We start from the raw sequence: 16,870 nt of genomic DNA on the forward strand, positions 1-16,870 counted from the left end.
ACCAGGCGCGGCTCGTGCCGCCTCCGGTCCCGCGCGGCGGCCAGCATCTGCCGCCCCCGCGCGAACTGGTTCAGCGCCGAGGCGAACGTACCGCCCGAGAAGGTCGCGTCCGCGGTCACGTACCCGTCGACCGTGAGCGGCACCCCCTCCGGCAGCTGCCGGACCGTGAAGTACACCCCCAGGTCGTACGGGACGGAGTCGAAGCCGCACGCGTGCACCAGCCGCGCACCCGTCTCACGCGCGCGTGCGTCGTGCCGGACATACATCAGGTCCACGAACTCCGGCTCACCGCTGAGGTCGAGATAGTCCGCGCCGGTCTCCGCGCAGGCGGCGACCAGTTCCTCGCCGTACGTCACATAGGGGCCCACCGTCGTGGCCACCACGCGCGCGTGCTCGGCGAGTTCGCGCAACGAGCCCGGATCGGCCACATCGGCCTTCAGGACCCCGGTGCCCGTTCCGCCGGGCAGCCGCTCACGCAGGGCTCGGAGCTTGTCCTCGCTGCGACCGGCGATCGCCCAGCGCAGTTCCTCGGGTGCGTGCGCGGCGAGGTACTCCGCGGTGAGCGTCCCCACGAAGCCGGTGGCTCCAAAGAGCACGATGTCGTACGGACGGTCCGGACGCTCCGCCTTGTTCAGCCTGTTCATGTCACCCCTTGGGTCCGCCGCACGCGCCGTTGTCGGTGGCCGAGGCTAGCGTGAGGAGTGCGGAGCCCGACAACGAGCCCGGAGGTATCAGGTGGCCGTTCCCAAGAACGCGCTGAAGAAATGGGAGAAAGTGCGCGAGTTCGCCCTCGGGATGCCCGGTGCCACGGAGGAGTTCCCCTGGGGTGAGACCGTCGCCAAGGTCAACAAGAAGGTGTTCGTCTTCCTCGGCGTCGACGACGGCAGCTATCCGCTGGGCATCACCGTGAAGCTCAAGGAGGAGTCCGCCCACGCGCACGCCCTGACCTGCCCCGGCGCCGAACCCGCCGGGTACGGCCTGGGGAAGTCCGGATGGGTGAGCATTCCGCTGGAGCGGCAGGGCACCCCGGACGCCGAGCTGCTGTGCGACTGGGTGGAGGAGAGCTACCGCACCATCGCCCCCAAGCGCCTGATAGCGGAGCTGGACGCGCGCTGATCCGACCGTCTGCGGTACACCTGAACTAAGCGCTTGCTCGCCAAATCTGGTGTCAGGTCTTGTGTCCGCTGAAACGCGTTCTTAGCATCGCTGGTGTTACAGCGGTTGTGTCACACATCTGGGGGCTGAATGGCAACGACGTCAGCGCAGGGCCCGCTCACCGGCGTGCGCGTCGTCGAGCTGGCCGGCATCGGGCCCGGCCCGTTCGCCGCCATGCTCCTCGCCGACCTCGGCGCCGACGTCGTCCGCGTGGACCGCCCCGGCGGCTCGGGGCTCGCGATCGATCCGGAGTACGACGTCACCAACCGCAACAAGCGCTCGGTGATCGTCGACCTGAAGTCGCCCGACGGACCGGCCCGCGTCCTCGACCTCGCCGCACGCGCCGACATCCTGATCGAGGGCTACCGCCCCGGCGTCGCCGAGCGCCTCGGCGTCGGCCCCGAGGCCTGCCACGCCCGCAACCCCAGGCTGGTCTACGGCCGGATGACCGGCTGGGGCCAGGACGGTCCGCTGGCCCACCGTGCCGGCCACGACATCGCCTACATCGCGCTCACCGGCACCCTCGGCATGATCGGCCAACCGGACGAGCCCCCGGCCGTACCGGCCAACCTGGTCGGCGACTTCGCGGGCGGCTCCCTCTACCTCGTCGTCGGTGTCCTCGCCGCCCTCCACCACGCGCGCGCGACCGGCGCCGGCCAGGTCGTCGACGCCGCCATCGTCGACGGCGCCTCTCACCTCGCCGCGATGATCCACGGCATGCTCGCCGCCGGCGGCTGGCAGGACCGGCGCGGCGCCAACCTCCTCGACGGCGGCTGCCCCTACTACGGCACCTACGAGACGGCCGACGGGAAGTACATGGCGGTGGGTGCCCTGGAGGCGCAGTTCTACGACGAGTTCCTGGACCTGCTCGGCATCCCGGAACACGCCGGGGCCCGCAAGGACCTGGCCCGCTGGGACGAGCTGCGCGACGCGGTCGCCGCCCGCTTCAAGTCCCGTACGCGTGACGAGTGGACGGCCGTCTTCGAGGGCTCCGACGCCTGTGTGGCCCCCGTGCTGTCCCTGCGGGAGGCCCCGCACCACCCGCACCTCGCCGCCCGCGGCACCTTCACCGACCATGGCGGCATCACCCAGCCCGCCCCCGCGCCCCGCTTCTCCGCGACCCCCACGGCCGTCCGCGGCGGCCCCGCGCAGCCGGGCGCCGACACCGCGGACGTGGCACGCGACTGGGACGTACCCGAGCTCCTGAAGGGCCTCGCATGAAGCGGCAGATCTTCGCCCCCGAGCACGACGCGTTCCGCGAGACCGTGCGCAGCTTCCTGGCCAGGGAGGTGCTGCCGTACTACGAGCAATGGGAGAAGGACGGCATCGTCTCCCGCGAGGCCTGGCGGGCGGCGGGCAAACAGGGCCTGCTCGGACTCGCCGTACCGGAGGAGTACGGGGGCGGCGGCACCGCCGACTTCCGCTACAGCGCCGTACTCGCCGAGGAGTTCACGCGCGCGGGCACGCCCGGAATCGCCCTCGGACTGCACAACGACATCATCGGCCCGTACCTGACCGGCCTGGCCACCGAGGAGCAGAAGCGGCGCTGGCTGCCCGGCTTCTGCGACGGCACGCTGATCACGGCCATCGCCATGACCGAGCCCGGCGCCGGATCCGACCTCCAGGGCATCCGGACGCACGCCGAGGACCGGGGCGAGAACTGGCTGCTGAACGGCTCCAAGACCTTCATCTCCAACGGCATCCTCGCCGACCTGGTGATCGTGGTGGCGAGGACGACACCCGAGGGCGGCGCGCACGGCCTGTCCCTGCTCGTCGTCGAACGCGGCATGGACGGCTTCGAGCGTGGCCGCAACCTCGACAAGATCGGCCAGAAGGCGCAGGACACGGCGGAGCTGTTCTTCCACGACGTGCGCGTGCCCAAGGAGAACCTGCTCGGCGAGCTCAACGGCGGCTTCGCGCACCTGATGACGAACCTCGCCCAGGAGCGCCTGAGCATCGCCGTCTCCGCGATCGCCGCCGCCGAGCACCTGCTGGAGATCACCACGGAGTACGTCAAGGAGCGCGAGGCCTTCGGCCGGCCCCTGGCGAGCAAGCAGCACATCCGCTTCGAGATGGCCGAGATGGCCACCGAGTGCGCCGTCACCCGCGCCTTCCTCGACCGCTGCATAGCGGACCACACGGACGGCGTACTCGACGCCGTGCACGCCTCCATGGCCAAGTGGTGGGCGACCGAGCTGCAGAAGCGGGTCGCCGACCGCTGCCTCCAACTGCACGGCGGCTACGGCTACATGACCGAGTACCCCATCGCCCGTGCCTTCACCGACGGCCGTATCCAGACCATCTACGGCGGGACCACCGAGATCATGAAGGAGATCATCGGCCGTTCCCTGCTGGGCTGACCCTCCTCGAAAGGCTGCCAACCCATGAGCACCGAAGCGTACGTGTACGACGCGATCCGCACCCCGCGCGGCCGCGGCAAGGCCGGCGGCGCCCTGCACGGCACGAAGCCCATCGACCTGGTCGTCGGCCTCATCCACGAGATCCGCGACCGCTTCCCGAGCCTGGACCCGGCGGCCGTCGACGACATCGTGCTCGGCGTCGTCGGCCCGGTCGGCGACCAGGGTTCCGACATCGCCCGGATCGCCGCCATCGCCGCCGGGCTGCCCGACACCGTGGCGGGCGTGCAGGAGAACCGCTTCTGCGCCTCGGGCCTGGAGGCGGTCAACCTGGCCGCCACCAAGGTGCGCTCGGGCTGGGAGGACCTCGTCCTCGCGGGCGGCGTCGAGTCCATGTCCCGGGTGCCGATGGCCTCGGACGGGGGCGCCTGGTTCAACGACCCGATGACCAATCTGGCCGTCAACTTCGTGCCGCAGGGCATCGGCGCCGACCTGATCGCCACCATCGAGGGCTTCTCCCGGCGGGACGTCGACGAGTACGCGGCCCTCTCCCAGGAGCGCGCGGCGACGGCCTGGAAGGAGGGCCGCTTCGACCGGTCCGTCGTGCCGGTGAAGGACCGCACCGGGCTGGTCGTCCTCGACCACGACGAGCACCCGCGCCCGGGCACCACCGCCGACTCCCTCGCCAAGCTGAAGCCGTCCTTCGCGGACATCGGCGACCTGGGCGGCTTCGACGCCGTGGCGCTGCAGAAGTACCACTGGGTCGAGAAGATCGACCACGTCCACCACGCGGGCAACTCCTCCGGCATCGTGGACGGCGCCTCGCTGGTCGCGATCGGCTCGAAGGAGGTCGGCGAGCGCTACGGGCTCACCCCGCGCGCGCGGATCGTCTCCGCCGCCGTCTCCGGCTCGGAGCCCACCATCATGCTCACCGGTCCCGCGCCCGCCACCCGCAAGGCGCTCGCCAAGGCCGGGCTGACCATCGAAGACATCGACCTCGTCGAGATCAACGAGGCCTTCGCGGCGGTCGTCCTGCGCTTCGTGAAGGACATGGGCCTGTCCCTGGACAAGGTCAACGTCAACGGCGGCGCCATCGCCCTCGGCCACCCCCTCGGCGCGACCGGCGCGATGATCCTCGGCACGCTCGTCGACGAACTGGAGCGCCAGGACAATCGGTACGGCCTCGCCACCCTCTGCGTCGGCGGCGGCATGGGCATCGCGACCGTCGTCGAGCGGATCTGAAACCCCGGCGGATCAGCGGCAGCAGCCGTAACGGCAGCGGCCGTATCACGAGACTTCTACGAAAGACCCCTGTCATGACACAGAGCACCACCATCCGCTGGGAACAGGACCGCACCGGCGTCGTCACCCTCGTCCTCGACGACCCCGACCAGTCCGCCAACACCATGAATCAGGCGTTCCGCGACTCCCTGGCGGTCACCACCGACCGTCTGGAGGCAGAGAAGGACACCATTCGGGGCATCATCTTCACCTCCGCCAAGAAGACCTTCTTCGCCGGCGGCGACCTGCGCGACCTGATCCGCGTCACGCCCGAGACCGCCCAGGAGGCCTTCGACGCGGGCATGGCCGTCAAGCGCGATCTCCGCCGCATCGAGACCCTCGGCAAGCCGGTCGTCGCCGCGCTCAACGGCGCGGCCCTCGGCGGCGGTTACGAGATCGCGCTCGCCTGCCACCACCGGATCGCCCTCGACGCACCCGGCTCCAAGATCGGCTGCCCCGAGGTCACCCTCGGCCTGCTGCCCGGAGGCGGCGGAGTCGTCCGTACCGTACGCCTGCTCGGCATCGCCGACGCGCTGCTGAAGGTCCTGCTCCAGGGCACCCAGTACAACCCGCGGCGCGCCCTGGAGAACGGCCTGATCGACGACGTGGTGACCACTCAGGAGGAACTCCTCGCCAAGGCCCGCGCCTTCATCGAGGCCAACCCCGAATCCCAGCAGCCCTGGGACAAGCCGGGCTACCGCATCCCCGGCGGCACGCCCGCCAACCCCAAGTTCGCGGCGAACCTGCCCGCCTTCCCGGCCACCCTGCGCAAGCAGACCGGCGGCGCGCCCTACCCGGCCCCGCGGGGCATCCTCGCGGCCGCCGTCGAGGGCTCCCAGGTCGACTTCGAGACCGCGCAGGTCATCGAGGCGCGTTACTTCGTCGAGCTGGCCGCAGGTCAGACGTCCAAGAACATGATCCAGGCGTTCTTCTTCGACCTCCAGGCCGTCAACTCCGGCGCCAACCGCCCCAAGGGCATCGAGCCGCACCAGGTCCGCAAGGTGGCCGTCCTCGGCGCCGGGATGATGGGCGCGGGCATCGCCTACTCCTGCGCCCGCGCGGGCATCGACGTGATCCTCAAGGACGTGTCGACCGAGGCCGCGGCCAAGGGCAAGGGCTACTCCGAGAAGCTGTGCGCCAAGGCCGTCTCCCGGGGCCGTACGACCCAGGAGAAGGCGGACGCGCTGCTGGCCCGCATCACGCCCACGGCCGACCCGCAGGACGTGGCCGGCTGCGACGCGGTCATCGAGGCCGTCTTCGAGGACTCGGCGCTCAAGCACAAGGTGTTCCAGGAGATCCAGCACCTCGTCGAGCCGGACGCGCTGCTGTGCTCCAACACCTCCACGCTCCCCATCACCGCGCTGGCCGAGGGCGTCGAGCGGCAGGCCGACTTCATCGGGCTGCACTTCTTCTCGCCCGTCGACAAGATGCCGCTTGTCGAGATCATCAAGGGCGAGCGCACCGGTGAGGAGGCGCTGGCCCGCGCCTTCGACCTGGTCCGGCAGATCAAGAAGACGCCGATCGTCGTCAACGACTCACGCGGCTTCTTCACCTCACGCGTGATCGGGCACTTCCTCAACGAGGGCGTCGCGATGGTCGGCGAGGGCGTCGAGCCGGCGTCGGTCGAACAGGCGGCGGCGCAGGCGGGCTACCCGGCGAAGGTCCTGTCGCTGATGGACGAACTGACGCTGACGCTCCCGCGCAAGATCCGGGCCGAGACGAGACGAGCCGTCGAGGAGGCGGGCGGCACCTGGACGGCCCACCCCGCCGAGGCCGTCATCGACCGCATGGTCGACGAGTTCGGCCGCACCGGCCGCAGTGGCGGCGCGGGCTTCTACGAGTACGGGGAGGACGGCAAGCGCGCCGGGCTGTGGCCGGGGCTCCGCGAGCACTTCACAAAGCCCGGGTATCAGATCCCCTTCGAGGACATGCGGGAGCGCATGCTCTTCTCCGAGGCCCTCGACACCGTCAAGCTCCTGGAAGAGGGCGTGCTGACGTCCGTCGCCGACGCCAACATCGGCTCCCTCTTCGGCATCGGCTTCCCCGGTTGGACCGGTGGCGTGCTCCAGTACATCAACGGCTACGAGGGTGGCCTGCCGGGCTTCGTGGCACGCGCGCGTGAACTCGCCGAACGCTACGGGGAGCGGTTCACTCCGCCGGCGCTGCTGGTGGGGAAGGCGGAAAGGGGGGAGACCTTCACGGACGCCCGCTGAAGCGGAGCGTCACTCGCCACCCGTCACTCGCCACCCGTCACCCGTCACCCGTCACTCGTCCCCCGTCACCGTCGAGCCACTCCCGCAGCTCCTCCTTCAGCGACCGCTGAAAGGTCGTGAGCAGGGCCTGCACCACGAGCGGATGCATATGGGCGGACAGGGACTTCACGTCCCCCGGGTCCCGTTCGGCGACCGCGTCGCGCAGCAGCCGCGACAGCTCGTGCGCGGCCGTGCGGGAGTGTTCGATGAGCGTGGTGCGGGCGGCGAGGATGGTCTCCTGGGACAGCGGTACGTCGAGCAGCTCGACGCCGAGCCGGAGCAGCCCGGCGTCGACGCGGAGGGCGTCACCGTCCCGGCTGACGACGTTCATCGCCGCCAGCCGCTCCACGTCCGCGTCGGCGAGCGGCCGGCCCGCCCGCCGTTCGAGTTCCTCCCGCGTCACCGTCTCCACCGTGTCCGGCGCCCAGGACGCCACCACCGCCCGGTGGATCGCGAGGTCGTGGGCGCTGAGGTCCGGCGGCAAGTGCTGGAGGTAGCGCTCGATGGCCGCCAGCGTCATGCCCTGGTGCTGCAACTCCTCGATGAGCGCCAGCCGACCCAGGTGCTCTCTGCCGTAGTGCCCCACGCGCCGCGGGCCGATCACCGGCGGGGGCAGCAGACCCTTGGTGCCGTAGAAACGGACCGTGCGGACCGTGACACCCGCCCGCGCGGCCAGCTCGTCGATCGTGAGGGTCGGCTCGTCGGTGTCGGTCGTCATGTTCAGCAGTATCGCTGTCTCACCAATGGTGTGAAACCTCTTGAGCACCCCTTCGCGCTCTGACCGGCCCCAAGTCACACCCGGTTCTGGAACGCCCGTACAAGACACTCGGTCAGGCGCGCCGCGATGCTCCCGTGCGGATCCAGACGGGGATTGAAGATCGCGACGTCGAATCCGACGGCTCCCGGGTCGGACAGCGCTGTCCGCAGCACGGTCTCCAGTTCCTGCCAGCTCAGCCCACCGGGCTGCCGGTAGTCGACCGCGGGCATGATGGCGTCGTCCAGCACGTCGGCATCGAGGTGGATCCAGTACCCGGCGCGGACGCCGTCGCCGAGCAGACCGACCGCGCTGTCCGCGGCCCGGGCAGCCCCGAGGCTGCGTACCTCGTGGAGGTCCATCGCGGACAACTCGGCCGGCAGTGGCTGCATCCCGGCCGCCGTGGACTCCTCCGCGTCCCGGAAGCCGAGGGCGACGACGTCCTCGTCCAGAACCAGCGGCCCCCGGCCCTCCAGGTCGGCCAGGACGGTGGGCCCGCGGCCCGTGGCCAGGGCGAGCTCCATGGAGGCCACCTCTCCGAACGGTTCCGCCGCCGGCTGGTAGAAGTCGGAGTGGCCGTCCAGGAAGAGCAGACCGTGACGGCCCCGGCGGCGCAGCGCGAGCAGATCGCCGAGCAGGATGCTGCAGTCGCCGCCCAGGACCACGGGGAACCGGCCCCGGTCCAAGACGTCGCCGACGGCGTCGGCCAGCGCGACGGAGTACGCCGCGATGCCGGCCGGGTTGAGGACCCCGGTGTCCGGGTCACGCTCCGGGTCGTAGGCGGGCGGTTCGACCCGGCCCGCCCGCACCGCCCCGAGGCCGGCGGCCAGACCGGCGCCGAGCAGCGCCTGAGGCAGTTCCTCGACCCCGGACGGCCGCAGCCCCAGCACGGACGGAGCCTCGATGATCGCCACATTCCGCACGTCCGACTCCCTCGTCAGCCCGGCGACGCCGGCCGGCCCACGCATCCGGCGCATGGGCCCACCGTAAGCCGCCGGGCGGGACGACGCGCGTCAGTGCCCGTGCCCGGCCTCGTGCGCCTTCCCGGCCTCGTGCTCCTGCTCATGCTCGTGCACGTCATTCGCCGCCGCGATCTTCTTCCACGACTTCGGCCGCGCGGGCGCCCCCTGCGTCCCCAGGGCCCAAGGGAGGCCGCAGCCAGGGCGCACGGCGCGAGGATTCTGCGGCGCGCGAAAGCTCCAAGTCATAGGAACAGAAAGTCTGTTCGCAGCCCAATCAGTCCCTGTGTGCCCTGACGTGTCCGCCGCCGCTGTCACACGATCGCCATTCGGCCGTCATGAGTACACCGCCCCAACGGGCTTCGTAGGCCCCACACGCGTCCGGTTGCCCTCTTCTGCACGGGAGTTGACCGATGTACCGTCCGGCGCATGCCGACACGCATGCGCTTAACGACCTGGAGACCGCTCGCGACCGCGGCCGTCACCGCCCTCATGGCCGCCCTCGTCACCCCGACCGTGGCCCACGGAACTCCACAGGAGAGCCGGCCTGTCTACTCGTACGACAACGCCGTCCGCGAGGCCGTCTGGGTGGACACCCGACTCGACGGCGACGGCGACGGAAAGACCGACCGCGTCGCCGTCGACATCGTCCGGCCGCGCGAACCCGCCCAACAGGGCCGCAAAGTACCCGTCATCATGGACGCCAGCCCGTACTACTCGTGCTGCGGGCGCGGCAACGAGAGCCAGAAGAAGACGTACGACGCCCAGGGCAACGTCGTCCAGATGCCGCTGTTCTACGACAACTACTTCGTGCCCCGCGGCTACGCCTTCGTCGGCGTCGACCTCGCCGGCACCAACCGCTCCGACGGCTGCGTGGACGTCGGCGGACGCTCCGACATCCAGTCCGCCAAGGCCGTCGTCGACTGGCTGAACGGGCGTGGCAAGGCCTACACCACCCGCACCGGCACCACACGCGCCAAAGCCGGCTGGACCAACGGCAGGACCGGCATGATCGGCAAGAGCTGGGACGGCACCATCGCCAACGGCGTCGCCGCCACCGGAGTCGAGGGTCTGGAGACCATCGTCCCGATCAGCGCCATCTCCACCTGGTACGACTACTACTTCTCCAAGGGCGCCCCGCTCTACGGCAGCGGCCCCGACTGGCTGTCCAACCGCGTCAACAGTCCCGACGCCCGGGCCAAGTGCGCCGCCGTTCAGCAAAAGCTCGTCGACGGAGCCCCGCGCACGGGTGACTGGACCCCGCTGTGGACCGAGCGCGACTACAACAAGGCCGCCTCGAAGGTGAAGGCGAGCGTCTTCCTGATCCACGGCATGCAGGACCTCAACGTCCGTATGCAGCACGTCGGCCCGTGGTGGGACGCCCTCGCGAAGAACGGCGTCGAGCGCAAGATCTGGCTCTCCGAGACCGGCCACGTCGACCCCTTCGACTTCCGCCGCGCGGAATGGGTCGACACCCTGCACCGCTGGTTCGACCACGAACTCCTCGGCTACGACAACGGCATCGACCGCGAGCCCATGGCCGACATCGAGCGCCACCCCGACCAGTGGGTCACCTCCACGGTCTGGCCGCCGCGCGGCACCGACACCACCACCCTGCGCCCCGCCGAGGGCGCTCGGGAGGGCGTCGGCACTCTCGGCCTGCGCAAGGGCACCGGCACCGAGACCTTCACCGACAACCCGGAGCTGAGTGAGACCGACTGGGCCGCGCACATCGACACGCCGACCCCCGAGAAGGCGGGTTTCGCCACCGTGCCGCTCACCCGCGACCTGCGCCTGTCCGGCTCCTCCAAGGTCACCGTGACCGCCACCCCGAGCACCTCGACGGCCCACCTGTCCGCCGTCCTGGTCGACCTCGGCCCCGACACCATCCGCGACTACGCCGACACCTACGAGGGCATCACCACCCTCACCGACCGCACCTGCTGGGGCGTCAGCACCACCGGCGACAGCGCCTGCTTCAAGGAGACCCAGGCCAAGTCCGCCGACGTCGACTACACGATCGTCAGCCGCGGCTGGGCCGACCTCGGCAACCACGCCTCCGACCTGAAGGGCGCCCCGCTCACCCCGGGCGAGCCGTACACCATCACTCTCGACCTGGGCGCCACGGATCACGTCGTCCCGGCCGGACACCGCCTCGCCCTGATCGTCGCGGGCACGGACAAGGACCTCATCGACCCGCCGTCGACCACGCCGACGCTGAAGCTCGACCTCTCCCGTACGGCGGCACGCGTCCCGTTCGTCGGCGGTACGGCCGCCTTCGCCCGCGCCACCGCCGGGTCCGCGGCCACCGCGCCCGAGGCCGCGCCCCTCGACGGAGTCCAGGCACCGCGCACTGTGCAGCGCGTGCCGGAAGGAGGCCGATGATCCGCGCCCTGACGCTCACCGCGGCGGCCCTCGCCGCCTCCCTCGTCGCCGTCCCGGCCCACGCGGCCGACACCCCGCCGCGCACCGGCTTCGAGGAGTCGGACGGCGCGCGCTGGACCAGCCAGCCCGAGGAGCAGGACTTCCTCGCGGCCGTCGACCGGGCGAGCTCCCGGGTTTCCGTCGCCCGTATCGGTACGACGAAGCAGGACCGGCCCCTCCAACTCGTGAGGATCGGCGCACGGCACGCCCCGCACGCCCGGAACAAGGTCCTGCTCGTGTGCAGCCAGCACGGCGACGAACCCTCCGGCCGCGAGGCCTGCCTGACCACGATCCGCGACCTGGCGTACGCGAAGGACGAGCGGACCCGCCGCTTCCTGGACCGCACCACCGTGCTCGTCGTCCCCACCGCCAACCCCGACGGCCGCGCCGCCGACACCCGAGGCAACAGCGACGGCGTCGACATCAACCGCGACCACATCGCCCTGAAGACCACCGAGGGACGCACGCTGGCGGCGGTCATCCGCGACCAACGCCCCGACGTGATCTACGACTTGCACGAGTACGGCGCCACACCGCGGTACTACGACAAGGATCTGTTCGACCTGTGGCCGCGCAACCTCAACACGGACACGGCCGTCCACGACGAAGCCGAGACCCTGTCCCAGGCGTACGTACGCCCTGCCGCGCAAGGCGCCGGGTACTCCACCGGCACGTACGGCATCTGGACCGACCCCGTCACCGGCGAACCGATCCGCCAGGTCGCCGGGGACGGCCAGGAACGGATCCTGCGGAACATGTCCGGCATCAAGCACTCCGTCGGCCTGCTCATCGAGAGCCGGGTGGAGCCACTGACGGACGTCGCCGAAGCGGTCAACAACCGGCGCCGGGTGAACTCCCAACTCGCCGCGTTGAAGGGCTTGTCCGGGTTCACCGACGAACGCCGAGGGCGGATCGAGGCCGCGACGGGCAAGGCCCGGCTGGAGGGCTACGCCGACACCGGCCCCGTCTACGTCGGCGGCGCCGACAACGACCCGCCGGAACCGGCCGAGGTGATCCAGGACCCGCCCTGCGGGTACCGGCTCACCCCCGAGCAGTACACGGAGGTGAAGGACGAACTCGCCCTGCACGGTGTCACGACCAGAGGTACCTACGTCCCGCTCCGCCAGTCGCTGCGTGCCCTCGTCCCGCTGCTCCTGGACGAGCGTGCGCCGTACCACCTGGCAGCCGGTGAGCCGGTAACCGACTGCTGAGGCCGCTCACGCGTCATGCGTGACGTGTCATGGGGAGGCGGCGGCCAGTTCCGCCGCCTCCTCCGCGCATCCCCAGGCCACCGTGATGCCGGCGCCGCCGTGACCGTAGTGGTGCACCAGCACCCGCCCGTCGGGCAGCGGTTCACGCTCCAGCCGGACCGCGTCCCGGGTCGGCCTCAGCCCCACCCGGTGGCCCAGCACCCGCGCCCCGGCGATCTCGGGCCGCAGCGCCGCACACCGCCGTACGATCGCCTCCGCCACCACCGGATCCGGCTCCAGCGACCATGCGTCCTCGTCCGCCGTGCCGCCCAGCAGGAGTCGGCCGGGCTGCGGGAAGAAGTACGCCATCTGCCCGTCGGGCGCCTTGGAGGTCACCCAGGTGCGGATGCCCGGGTTCTCCACGACGACCAGCTGCCCGCGCACGGGACGCACCGACGCGTCCGGCACGAGCTCGCGGGCGCCGAGACCGGTGCAGTTGACCACGACCGGCGCCGGGACCTGCGCGAGGTCCGAGACCGTCTGTTCCTCGATGGCCCCACCCGCTGCGAGGAACCGCCCCCGCAGCCACGGCAGATGAGTCGACATGTCGATGAGCGGCAGCCGCGCCCACACCCCCGTGCCCGCGTACTCCTCGGCCGTCGCAGCCCGCAGCCCCGGCAGCCGTACGGTCGCCCAGGCCTCGGCGCCGTCCAGATCCGCCTCGCCCAGTACCCCTTCGACCATGCGTACGCCGGTCACCTCGGGCCGTGCGGCCAGTTCCTCGTACACGTCCAGCGAGCGCAGCGCCCACGCACGTGCCCGCGCGGCCGGTTCGATCCGGTAGGGCCACCACAGCGCCCCGGCAACCGCCGAGGTGGTCCGCTCCACGGGATCGCGCGTCCACACCCGCACCCGCCGGCCGCGCTCGGCCAGTACGACGGCCGTCGTCAGCCCGATGACGCCGCCGCCGACCACGACGACGTCGTTCTCCTGTGCGATTTCCATGCGGGGACGTTAGCGGAATATGTCATGCCGTGCTCAGATCGGTCCCGCTCTGGGGATACTCACAACATGTCTGCCGAGTACGCGACCTTCGGCCTGGCACCGGCGATGCGTGCCGGTGGAGTCCTCGCCAACGGTGACTACCAGATCCACCGGGACTTCGTGGACTTCGTCGTCGACGGACGCCCGCTCCTCTTCCAGCTCTCCGACCTCGACGCCGTCTCCCCGCTCGCCTCCGACGTCCCACCCGCCATCTTCACCGCCCAGGTCCGCAGCCTGCTCCTGGAGACGGAGCCGCCGCTGCCCGACGGCCGCTACGTCATCTACGGCTGCCCCGAGTGCGAGGACCTCGCGTGCGGCGCGGTCACCGCGGTGATCGAGCGCGACGGCGACGACTTCCTCTGGCGGGACTTCGCCTGGCAGACGGACGAACGCGCCGACCTGGAGCTCAACGGCTACCACGGCATAGGGCCCTTCCGCTTCCACGGCGCCGAGTACCGGGAAGCACTGGACTCACTCCTGGACGGCTCCGTCGGCACCCGCCGCCGCGTCCTGCTCATCGGCGCCCGGGTGGCCCTCCTCGCCAAGCTGGCCGCCGCGCTGCGCACCATCGGCATCGGCGCCGACATCACCCGCGACGCGCACGACGTCCCCGCCGACGAACTGCGCGGCTACGGGGCCGTCGCCTTCGGCCGCGCGATCACCGAGGAGGAAAGAGCCGCCGTACGCCGCTCCTTCGAACGCGCCGGTGTCGACGTGGCCTACGTCGACGGCCTCGCCCCGGTCGTCCCGCTCCTCGTCGCCCAGATCGAACACGCCCTGGACCGCAGCCCGGTCGAACGGCGCCGCCTCACCCGCCTGATCGCAGCCGGCGGCGAGGCGGGCGTCGAGGTCACCTCCCCGTGCCGGGTTCGCCTCACCGCGTACCGCCTCGACCGGCTCTACCGCACCCACGTCCACGAGGTCTTCGACGGCATCCTGGAACCGGGCCGCCACCGCATCGCCCTGGACGCCAAGGCGGTCAAGGGGGAGTCCTTCCTGGTGGCGCGGACCTCGGGAAGCGTGCTGGTGGAGGCGGTGGCGCACTGAGAACCGGGACGCGGACGGTCGGCGTCGGCCGTTAGGATCAGCGTTCTGATGACTGCCACCCTCGTCGCCAAGAACCTCGCCGCCGGGCACGGCGACCGCTCCCTGTTCACCGGGCTCGACCTCGTCGTCGCGCCCGGTGATGTGATCGGGCTGGTCGGAGCCAACGGCGCGGGCAAGTCCACGCTGCTCCGGATGCTCGCCGGGCTGACCACGCCCGAGGAGGGAGAGCTGCGGCTCTCCCCGCCGACGGCGACCGTCGGCCACCTTCCGCAGGAGCCCGAGCGGCGGCCCGGCGAGACCGTGCGGGAGTTCCTCGCCCGCCGCACCGGTGTCGCCGAGGCCCAGCGCGTGATGGACCAGGCGACCCAGGCCCTGGTCGACGGGGCGCCGGGCGCGGACGACGCCTACGCGACGAGCCTGGAGCGATGGCTCGGGCTCGGCGGCGCCGACCTCGACGAGCGGGCCGAGGAGGTCGCCGACTCCCTCGGTCTGGCCGTGGACCTGGACCAGCTCATGACGTCCCTGTCGGGCGGCCAGGCGGCGCGCGCCGGCCTCGCCTCACTCCTGCTCTCCCGCTACGACGTCTTCCTGCTGGACGAGCCGACGAACGACCTCGACCTGGACGGCCTGGAGCGCCTCGAACGCTTCGTGAGCGGCCTGCGCGCCGGCACGGTCGTCGTCAGCCACGACCGCGAGTTCCTCACCCGCACCGTCACCAAGGTCCTCGAACTCGACCTCGTTCAGCAGCAGATCACCCTCTACGGCGGCGGCTACGAGGCCTACCTGGAGGAGCGGGAGGTCGCCCGTCGGCATGCCCGGGGCGACTACGAGGAGTACGCCGACAAGAGGGCGGCCCTCCAGGAGCGGGCGCAGATGCAGCGTTCCTGGATGGACAAGGGCGTGAAGAACGCGCGCCGTAAGGCGAGCAACGACAACGACAAGATCGGCCGCAAGTTCCGCAGTGAGGCCAGCGAGAAGCAGGCCGCGAAGGCCCGCCAGACCCAGCGCATGATCGAACGCCTCGATGTCGTCGAGGAGCCGCGCAAGGAGTGGGAGCTGCGCATGGAGATCGCGTCGGCCCCGCGCTCGGGCGCGGTCGTCGCGACCCTGCGGGACGCGGAGGTCCGGCGTGGCGACTTCGTGCTCGGCCCGGTGTCGTTGCAGATCGACTGGGCGGATCGGGTCGCGGTGACCGGAGCGAACGGCTCCGGCAAGTCCACCCTCCTGGGTGCCCTGCTGGGCCGCGTTCCACTGGACGCGGGCGCCGCCGCGCTCGGCTCCGGCGTCCTGGTCGGAGAGGTCGATCAGGCCCGCAAGCTGTTCCACGGCTCGGAATCCCTGCTGGACGCCTTCTGCGCGGCGGTCCCGGACACCGAACCGGCCGAGGTCCGCACCCTCCTCGCCAAGTTCGGCCTGAAGTCCGACCACGTCCTGCGCCCCGCCTCGACCCTCTCCCCGGGCGAACGCACACGCGCCGCACTGGCCCTCCTCCAGGGCAGGGGCGTCAACCTTCTGGTCCTCGACGAGCCCACCAACCACCTGGACCTGCCGGCGATCGAACAACTGGAGTCGGCTCTCGACGCCTACGAGGGCACGCTGCTCCTGGTCACCCACGACCGACGCATGCTGGACGCGGTCCGGGTGACCCGCCGCCTGGAGGTGGCGGACGGCAAGGTGACAGAGCGCTGAGGCCTGTCCGGCGGATCAGGTCGCCGGACAGGGGCTAGACGGACGCCAGCCGCGCGGCCAGGCCCGGGTAGTCGACGACGCAGCCGTCCGCGTCGAACACCAGATCGCTGCGGAAGTCGCCGGAGGCGAAGCGGACCAGGCCGTGGCCCAGGTGGGTGTACGTCTGCCGCGACCGCCGTACCGTCAGACCCGGCACCGACACCCAGGCCATCAGGAACTCCTGCTCGCCGGGGGCCCGGTGCAGCCCATGGCGCAGCACCGGCATGGTGTTGGTCAGCGGAGACAGCCCCAGGTCGCAGTCGAGGGCCCCGTCCATGTCCGGCAGCCGCTCCCCGTCGGCAGCCCATCCGCCCCGGCCGTCGTGCCGCAGATCGAGCGTGCGGGTGCGGGCCGCCGTCTCCGCCGTCAACCACAGCCGACGCGTCACGAAGCCCTCACCGGTGTCGAGCTCGTACGAGATCCAGTACGGCTCGGGGGTGGTCCCGACCGCCCGACCGCGGGCCCGCAGGGCGTCGCCCTCGACGTCGACCCAGGCTGTCTCGTAGCCCCGGCTCGCGGTGACGTCCCAGGTGAGTACGCGCGAAGTGGTCATATCGCCACCCTACGAGCAGGGCCGGGCCCCGGCCCCCGATGCGGTACGGGGGCCGGGGCCCGGACGGGTCAGCGCCCGCCGCGCTTCGGGTCGACCAGGCCGGCGCGGCGCAGGGCGTCGGCCATC

General features: G+C 71.3%; 15 protein-coding genes. 9 read left to right on the forward strand and 6 right to left on the reverse strand.

The window, feature by feature from the left end; all coding sequences use genetic code 11:
• Window positions 1–644 (reverse strand): trans-acting enoyl reductase family protein (locus CLM62_RS04690; RefSeq protein WP_179381937.1); only part of this gene is annotated, 644 nt, incomplete at its 3' end.
• A gap of 91 nt (window positions 645–735) precedes the next feature.
• Here CLM62_RS04690 and CLM62_RS04695 point away from each other — a divergent pair.
• The 5 genes from CLM62_RS04695 to CLM62_RS04715 all read left to right on the forward strand — a co-directional run bounded on the left by CLM62_RS04695 (window position 736) and on the right by CLM62_RS04715 (window position 7,006).
• Window positions 736–1,116: an MmcQ/YjbR family DNA-binding protein gene (locus tag CLM62_RS04695; protein ID WP_179381938.1), complete on the forward strand. Its 381-nt coding sequence runs from the start codon at window positions 736–738 to the stop codon at window positions 1,114–1,116.
• A gap of 129 nt (window positions 1,117–1,245) precedes the next feature.
• The gene (locus tag CLM62_RS04700; RefSeq protein WP_095748592.1) at window positions 1,246–2,376 is read left to right on the forward strand and encodes a CaiB/BaiF CoA-transferase family protein; all 1,131 of its coding nucleotides are present in this window, start codon (window positions 1,246–1,248) and stop codon (window positions 2,374–2,376) included.
• A complete protein-coding gene (locus CLM62_RS04705) occupies window positions 2,373–3,515 on the forward strand; it encodes an acyl-CoA dehydrogenase family protein (RefSeq protein WP_095748593.1) in 1,143 nt (380 codons plus the stop codon). Before CLM62_RS04700 ends, CLM62_RS04705 begins: the two co-directional genes overlap by 4 nt.
• A gap of 24 nt (window positions 3,516–3,539) precedes the next feature.
• Window positions 3,540–4,754 (forward strand): acetyl-CoA C-acetyltransferase, encoded by a 1,215-nt coding sequence (locus CLM62_RS04710; RefSeq protein WP_095748594.1) that lies wholly within the window; start codon window positions 3,540–3,542, stop codon window positions 4,752–4,754.
• A gap of 74 nt (window positions 4,755–4,828) precedes the next feature.
• Window positions 4,829–7,006 (forward strand): 3-hydroxyacyl-CoA dehydrogenase NAD-binding domain-containing protein, encoded by a 2,178-nt coding sequence (locus tag CLM62_RS04715; RefSeq protein WP_095748595.1) that lies wholly within the window; start codon window positions 4,829–4,831, stop codon window positions 7,004–7,006.
• Between the two features lie 37 nt (window positions 7,007–7,043).
• On the opposite strand, the gene CLM62_RS04720 is transcribed toward CLM62_RS04715, so the two are convergent.
• The 3 genes from CLM62_RS04720 to CLM62_RS49755 form a co-directional block, all read right to left on the reverse strand.
• Entirely contained in the window at window positions 7,044–7,763 is a 720-nt protein-coding gene (locus tag CLM62_RS04720) for a MerR family transcriptional regulator (RefSeq protein WP_179381939.1), read from the reverse strand.
• A gap of 74 nt (window positions 7,764–7,837) precedes the next feature.
• Entirely contained in the window at window positions 7,838–8,776 is a 939-nt protein-coding gene (locus CLM62_RS04725) for an arginase family protein (protein ID WP_257003670.1), read from the reverse strand.
• 36 nt (window positions 8,777–8,812) lie between these two features.
• Window positions 8,813–8,968, reverse strand: coding sequence for a hypothetical protein (locus tag CLM62_RS49755; RefSeq protein WP_179381940.1), 156 nt, complete (start codon window positions 8,966–8,968; stop codon window positions 8,813–8,815).
• A gap of 219 nt (window positions 8,969–9,187) precedes the next feature.
• Between CLM62_RS49755 and CLM62_RS04730 the strand changes: the two genes are divergently transcribed.
• Window positions 9,188–11,143, forward strand: coding sequence for a Xaa-Pro dipeptidyl-peptidase (locus tag CLM62_RS04730; RefSeq protein WP_095748597.1), 1,956 nt, complete (start codon window positions 9,188–9,190; stop codon window positions 11,141–11,143).
• On the forward strand, window positions 11,140–12,393 hold the full coding sequence (locus CLM62_RS04735; protein ID WP_095748598.1) for a M14 family metallocarboxypeptidase: 1,254 nt from the start codon (window positions 11,140–11,142) through the stop codon (window positions 12,391–12,393). The genes CLM62_RS04730 and CLM62_RS04735 overlap by 4 nt, the downstream gene beginning before the upstream one ends.
• Window positions 12,394–12,420: 27 nt before the next feature.
• Here the strand turns inward: CLM62_RS04735 and CLM62_RS04740 are convergent, their stop codons facing one another.
• Window positions 12,421–13,377: an FAD-dependent oxidoreductase gene (locus CLM62_RS04740; protein WP_095748599.1), complete on the reverse strand. Its 957-nt coding sequence runs from the start codon at window positions 13,375–13,377 to the stop codon at window positions 12,421–12,423.
• A gap of 66 nt (window positions 13,378–13,443) precedes the next feature.
• Between CLM62_RS04740 and CLM62_RS04745 the strand changes: the two genes are divergently transcribed.
• Window positions 13,444–14,463, forward strand: coding sequence for an oxidoreductase (locus CLM62_RS04745; RefSeq protein ID WP_095748600.1), 1,020 nt, complete (start codon window positions 13,444–13,446; stop codon window positions 14,461–14,463).
• 48 nt (window positions 14,464–14,511) lie between these two features.
• Window positions 14,512–16,152: an ABC-F family ATP-binding cassette domain-containing protein gene (locus CLM62_RS04750; protein WP_095748601.1), complete on the forward strand. Its 1,641-nt coding sequence runs from the start codon at window positions 14,512–14,514 to the stop codon at window positions 16,150–16,152.
• A gap of 34 nt (window positions 16,153–16,186) precedes the next feature.
• Here the strand turns inward: CLM62_RS04750 and CLM62_RS04755 are convergent, their stop codons facing one another.
• Window positions 16,187–16,744 carry a putative glycolipid-binding domain-containing protein gene (locus CLM62_RS04755; protein WP_095748602.1) on the reverse strand — a complete coding sequence of 186 codons (558 nt, stop codon included), beginning with the start codon at window positions 16,742–16,744 and terminating at the stop codon, window positions 16,187–16,189.
• Window positions 16,745–16,870 lie beyond the last annotated feature (126 nt).

This window comes from Streptomyces sp. SA15 (assembly GCF_002291145.1).
Classification (GTDB): Bacteria; Actinomycetota; Actinomycetes; order Streptomycetales; family Streptomycetaceae; genus Streptomyces.

Coding starts and splice junctions, on each gene's coding strand:
- CLM62_RS04700 (WP_095748592.1), top strand. CDS start 1,246: ATGGCAACGACGTCAGCGCAGGGCCCGCTCACCGGCGTGCGCGTCGTC.
- CLM62_RS04705 (WP_095748593.1), top strand. CDS start 2,373: ATGAAGCGGCAGATCTTCGCCCCCGAGCACGACGCGTTCCGCGAGACC.
- CLM62_RS04710 (WP_095748594.1), top strand. CDS start 3,540: ATGAGCACCGAAGCGTACGTGTACGACGCGATCCGCACCCCGCGCGGC.
- CLM62_RS04715 (WP_095748595.1), top strand. CDS start 4,829: ATGACACAGAGCACCACCATCCGCTGGGAACAGGACCGCACCGGCGTC.
- CLM62_RS04720 (WP_179381939.1), bottom strand. CDS start 7,763: ATGACGACCGACACCGACGAGCCGACCCTCACGATCGACGAGCTGGCC.
- CLM62_RS04725 (WP_257003670.1), bottom strand. CDS start 8,776: ATGCGCCGGATGCGTGGGCCGGCCGGCGTCGCCGGGCTGACGAGGGAG.
- CLM62_RS04730 (WP_095748597.1), top strand. CDS start 9,188: ATGCCGACACGCATGCGCTTAACGACCTGGAGACCGCTCGCGACCGCG.
- CLM62_RS04735 (WP_095748598.1), top strand. CDS start 11,140: ATGATCCGCGCCCTGACGCTCACCGCGGCGGCCCTCGCCGCCTCCCTC.
- CLM62_RS04740 (WP_095748599.1), bottom strand. CDS start 13,377: ATGGAAATCGCACAGGAGAACGACGTCGTCGTGGTCGGCGGCGGCGTC.
- CLM62_RS04745 (WP_095748600.1), top strand. CDS start 13,444: ATGTCTGCCGAGTACGCGACCTTCGGCCTGGCACCGGCGATGCGTGCC.
- CLM62_RS04750 (WP_095748601.1), top strand. CDS start 14,512: ATGACTGCCACCCTCGTCGCCAAGAACCTCGCCGCCGGGCACGGCGAC.
- CLM62_RS04755 (WP_095748602.1), bottom strand. CDS start 16,744: ATGACCACTTCGCGCGTACTCACCTGGGACGTCACCGCGAGCCGGGGC.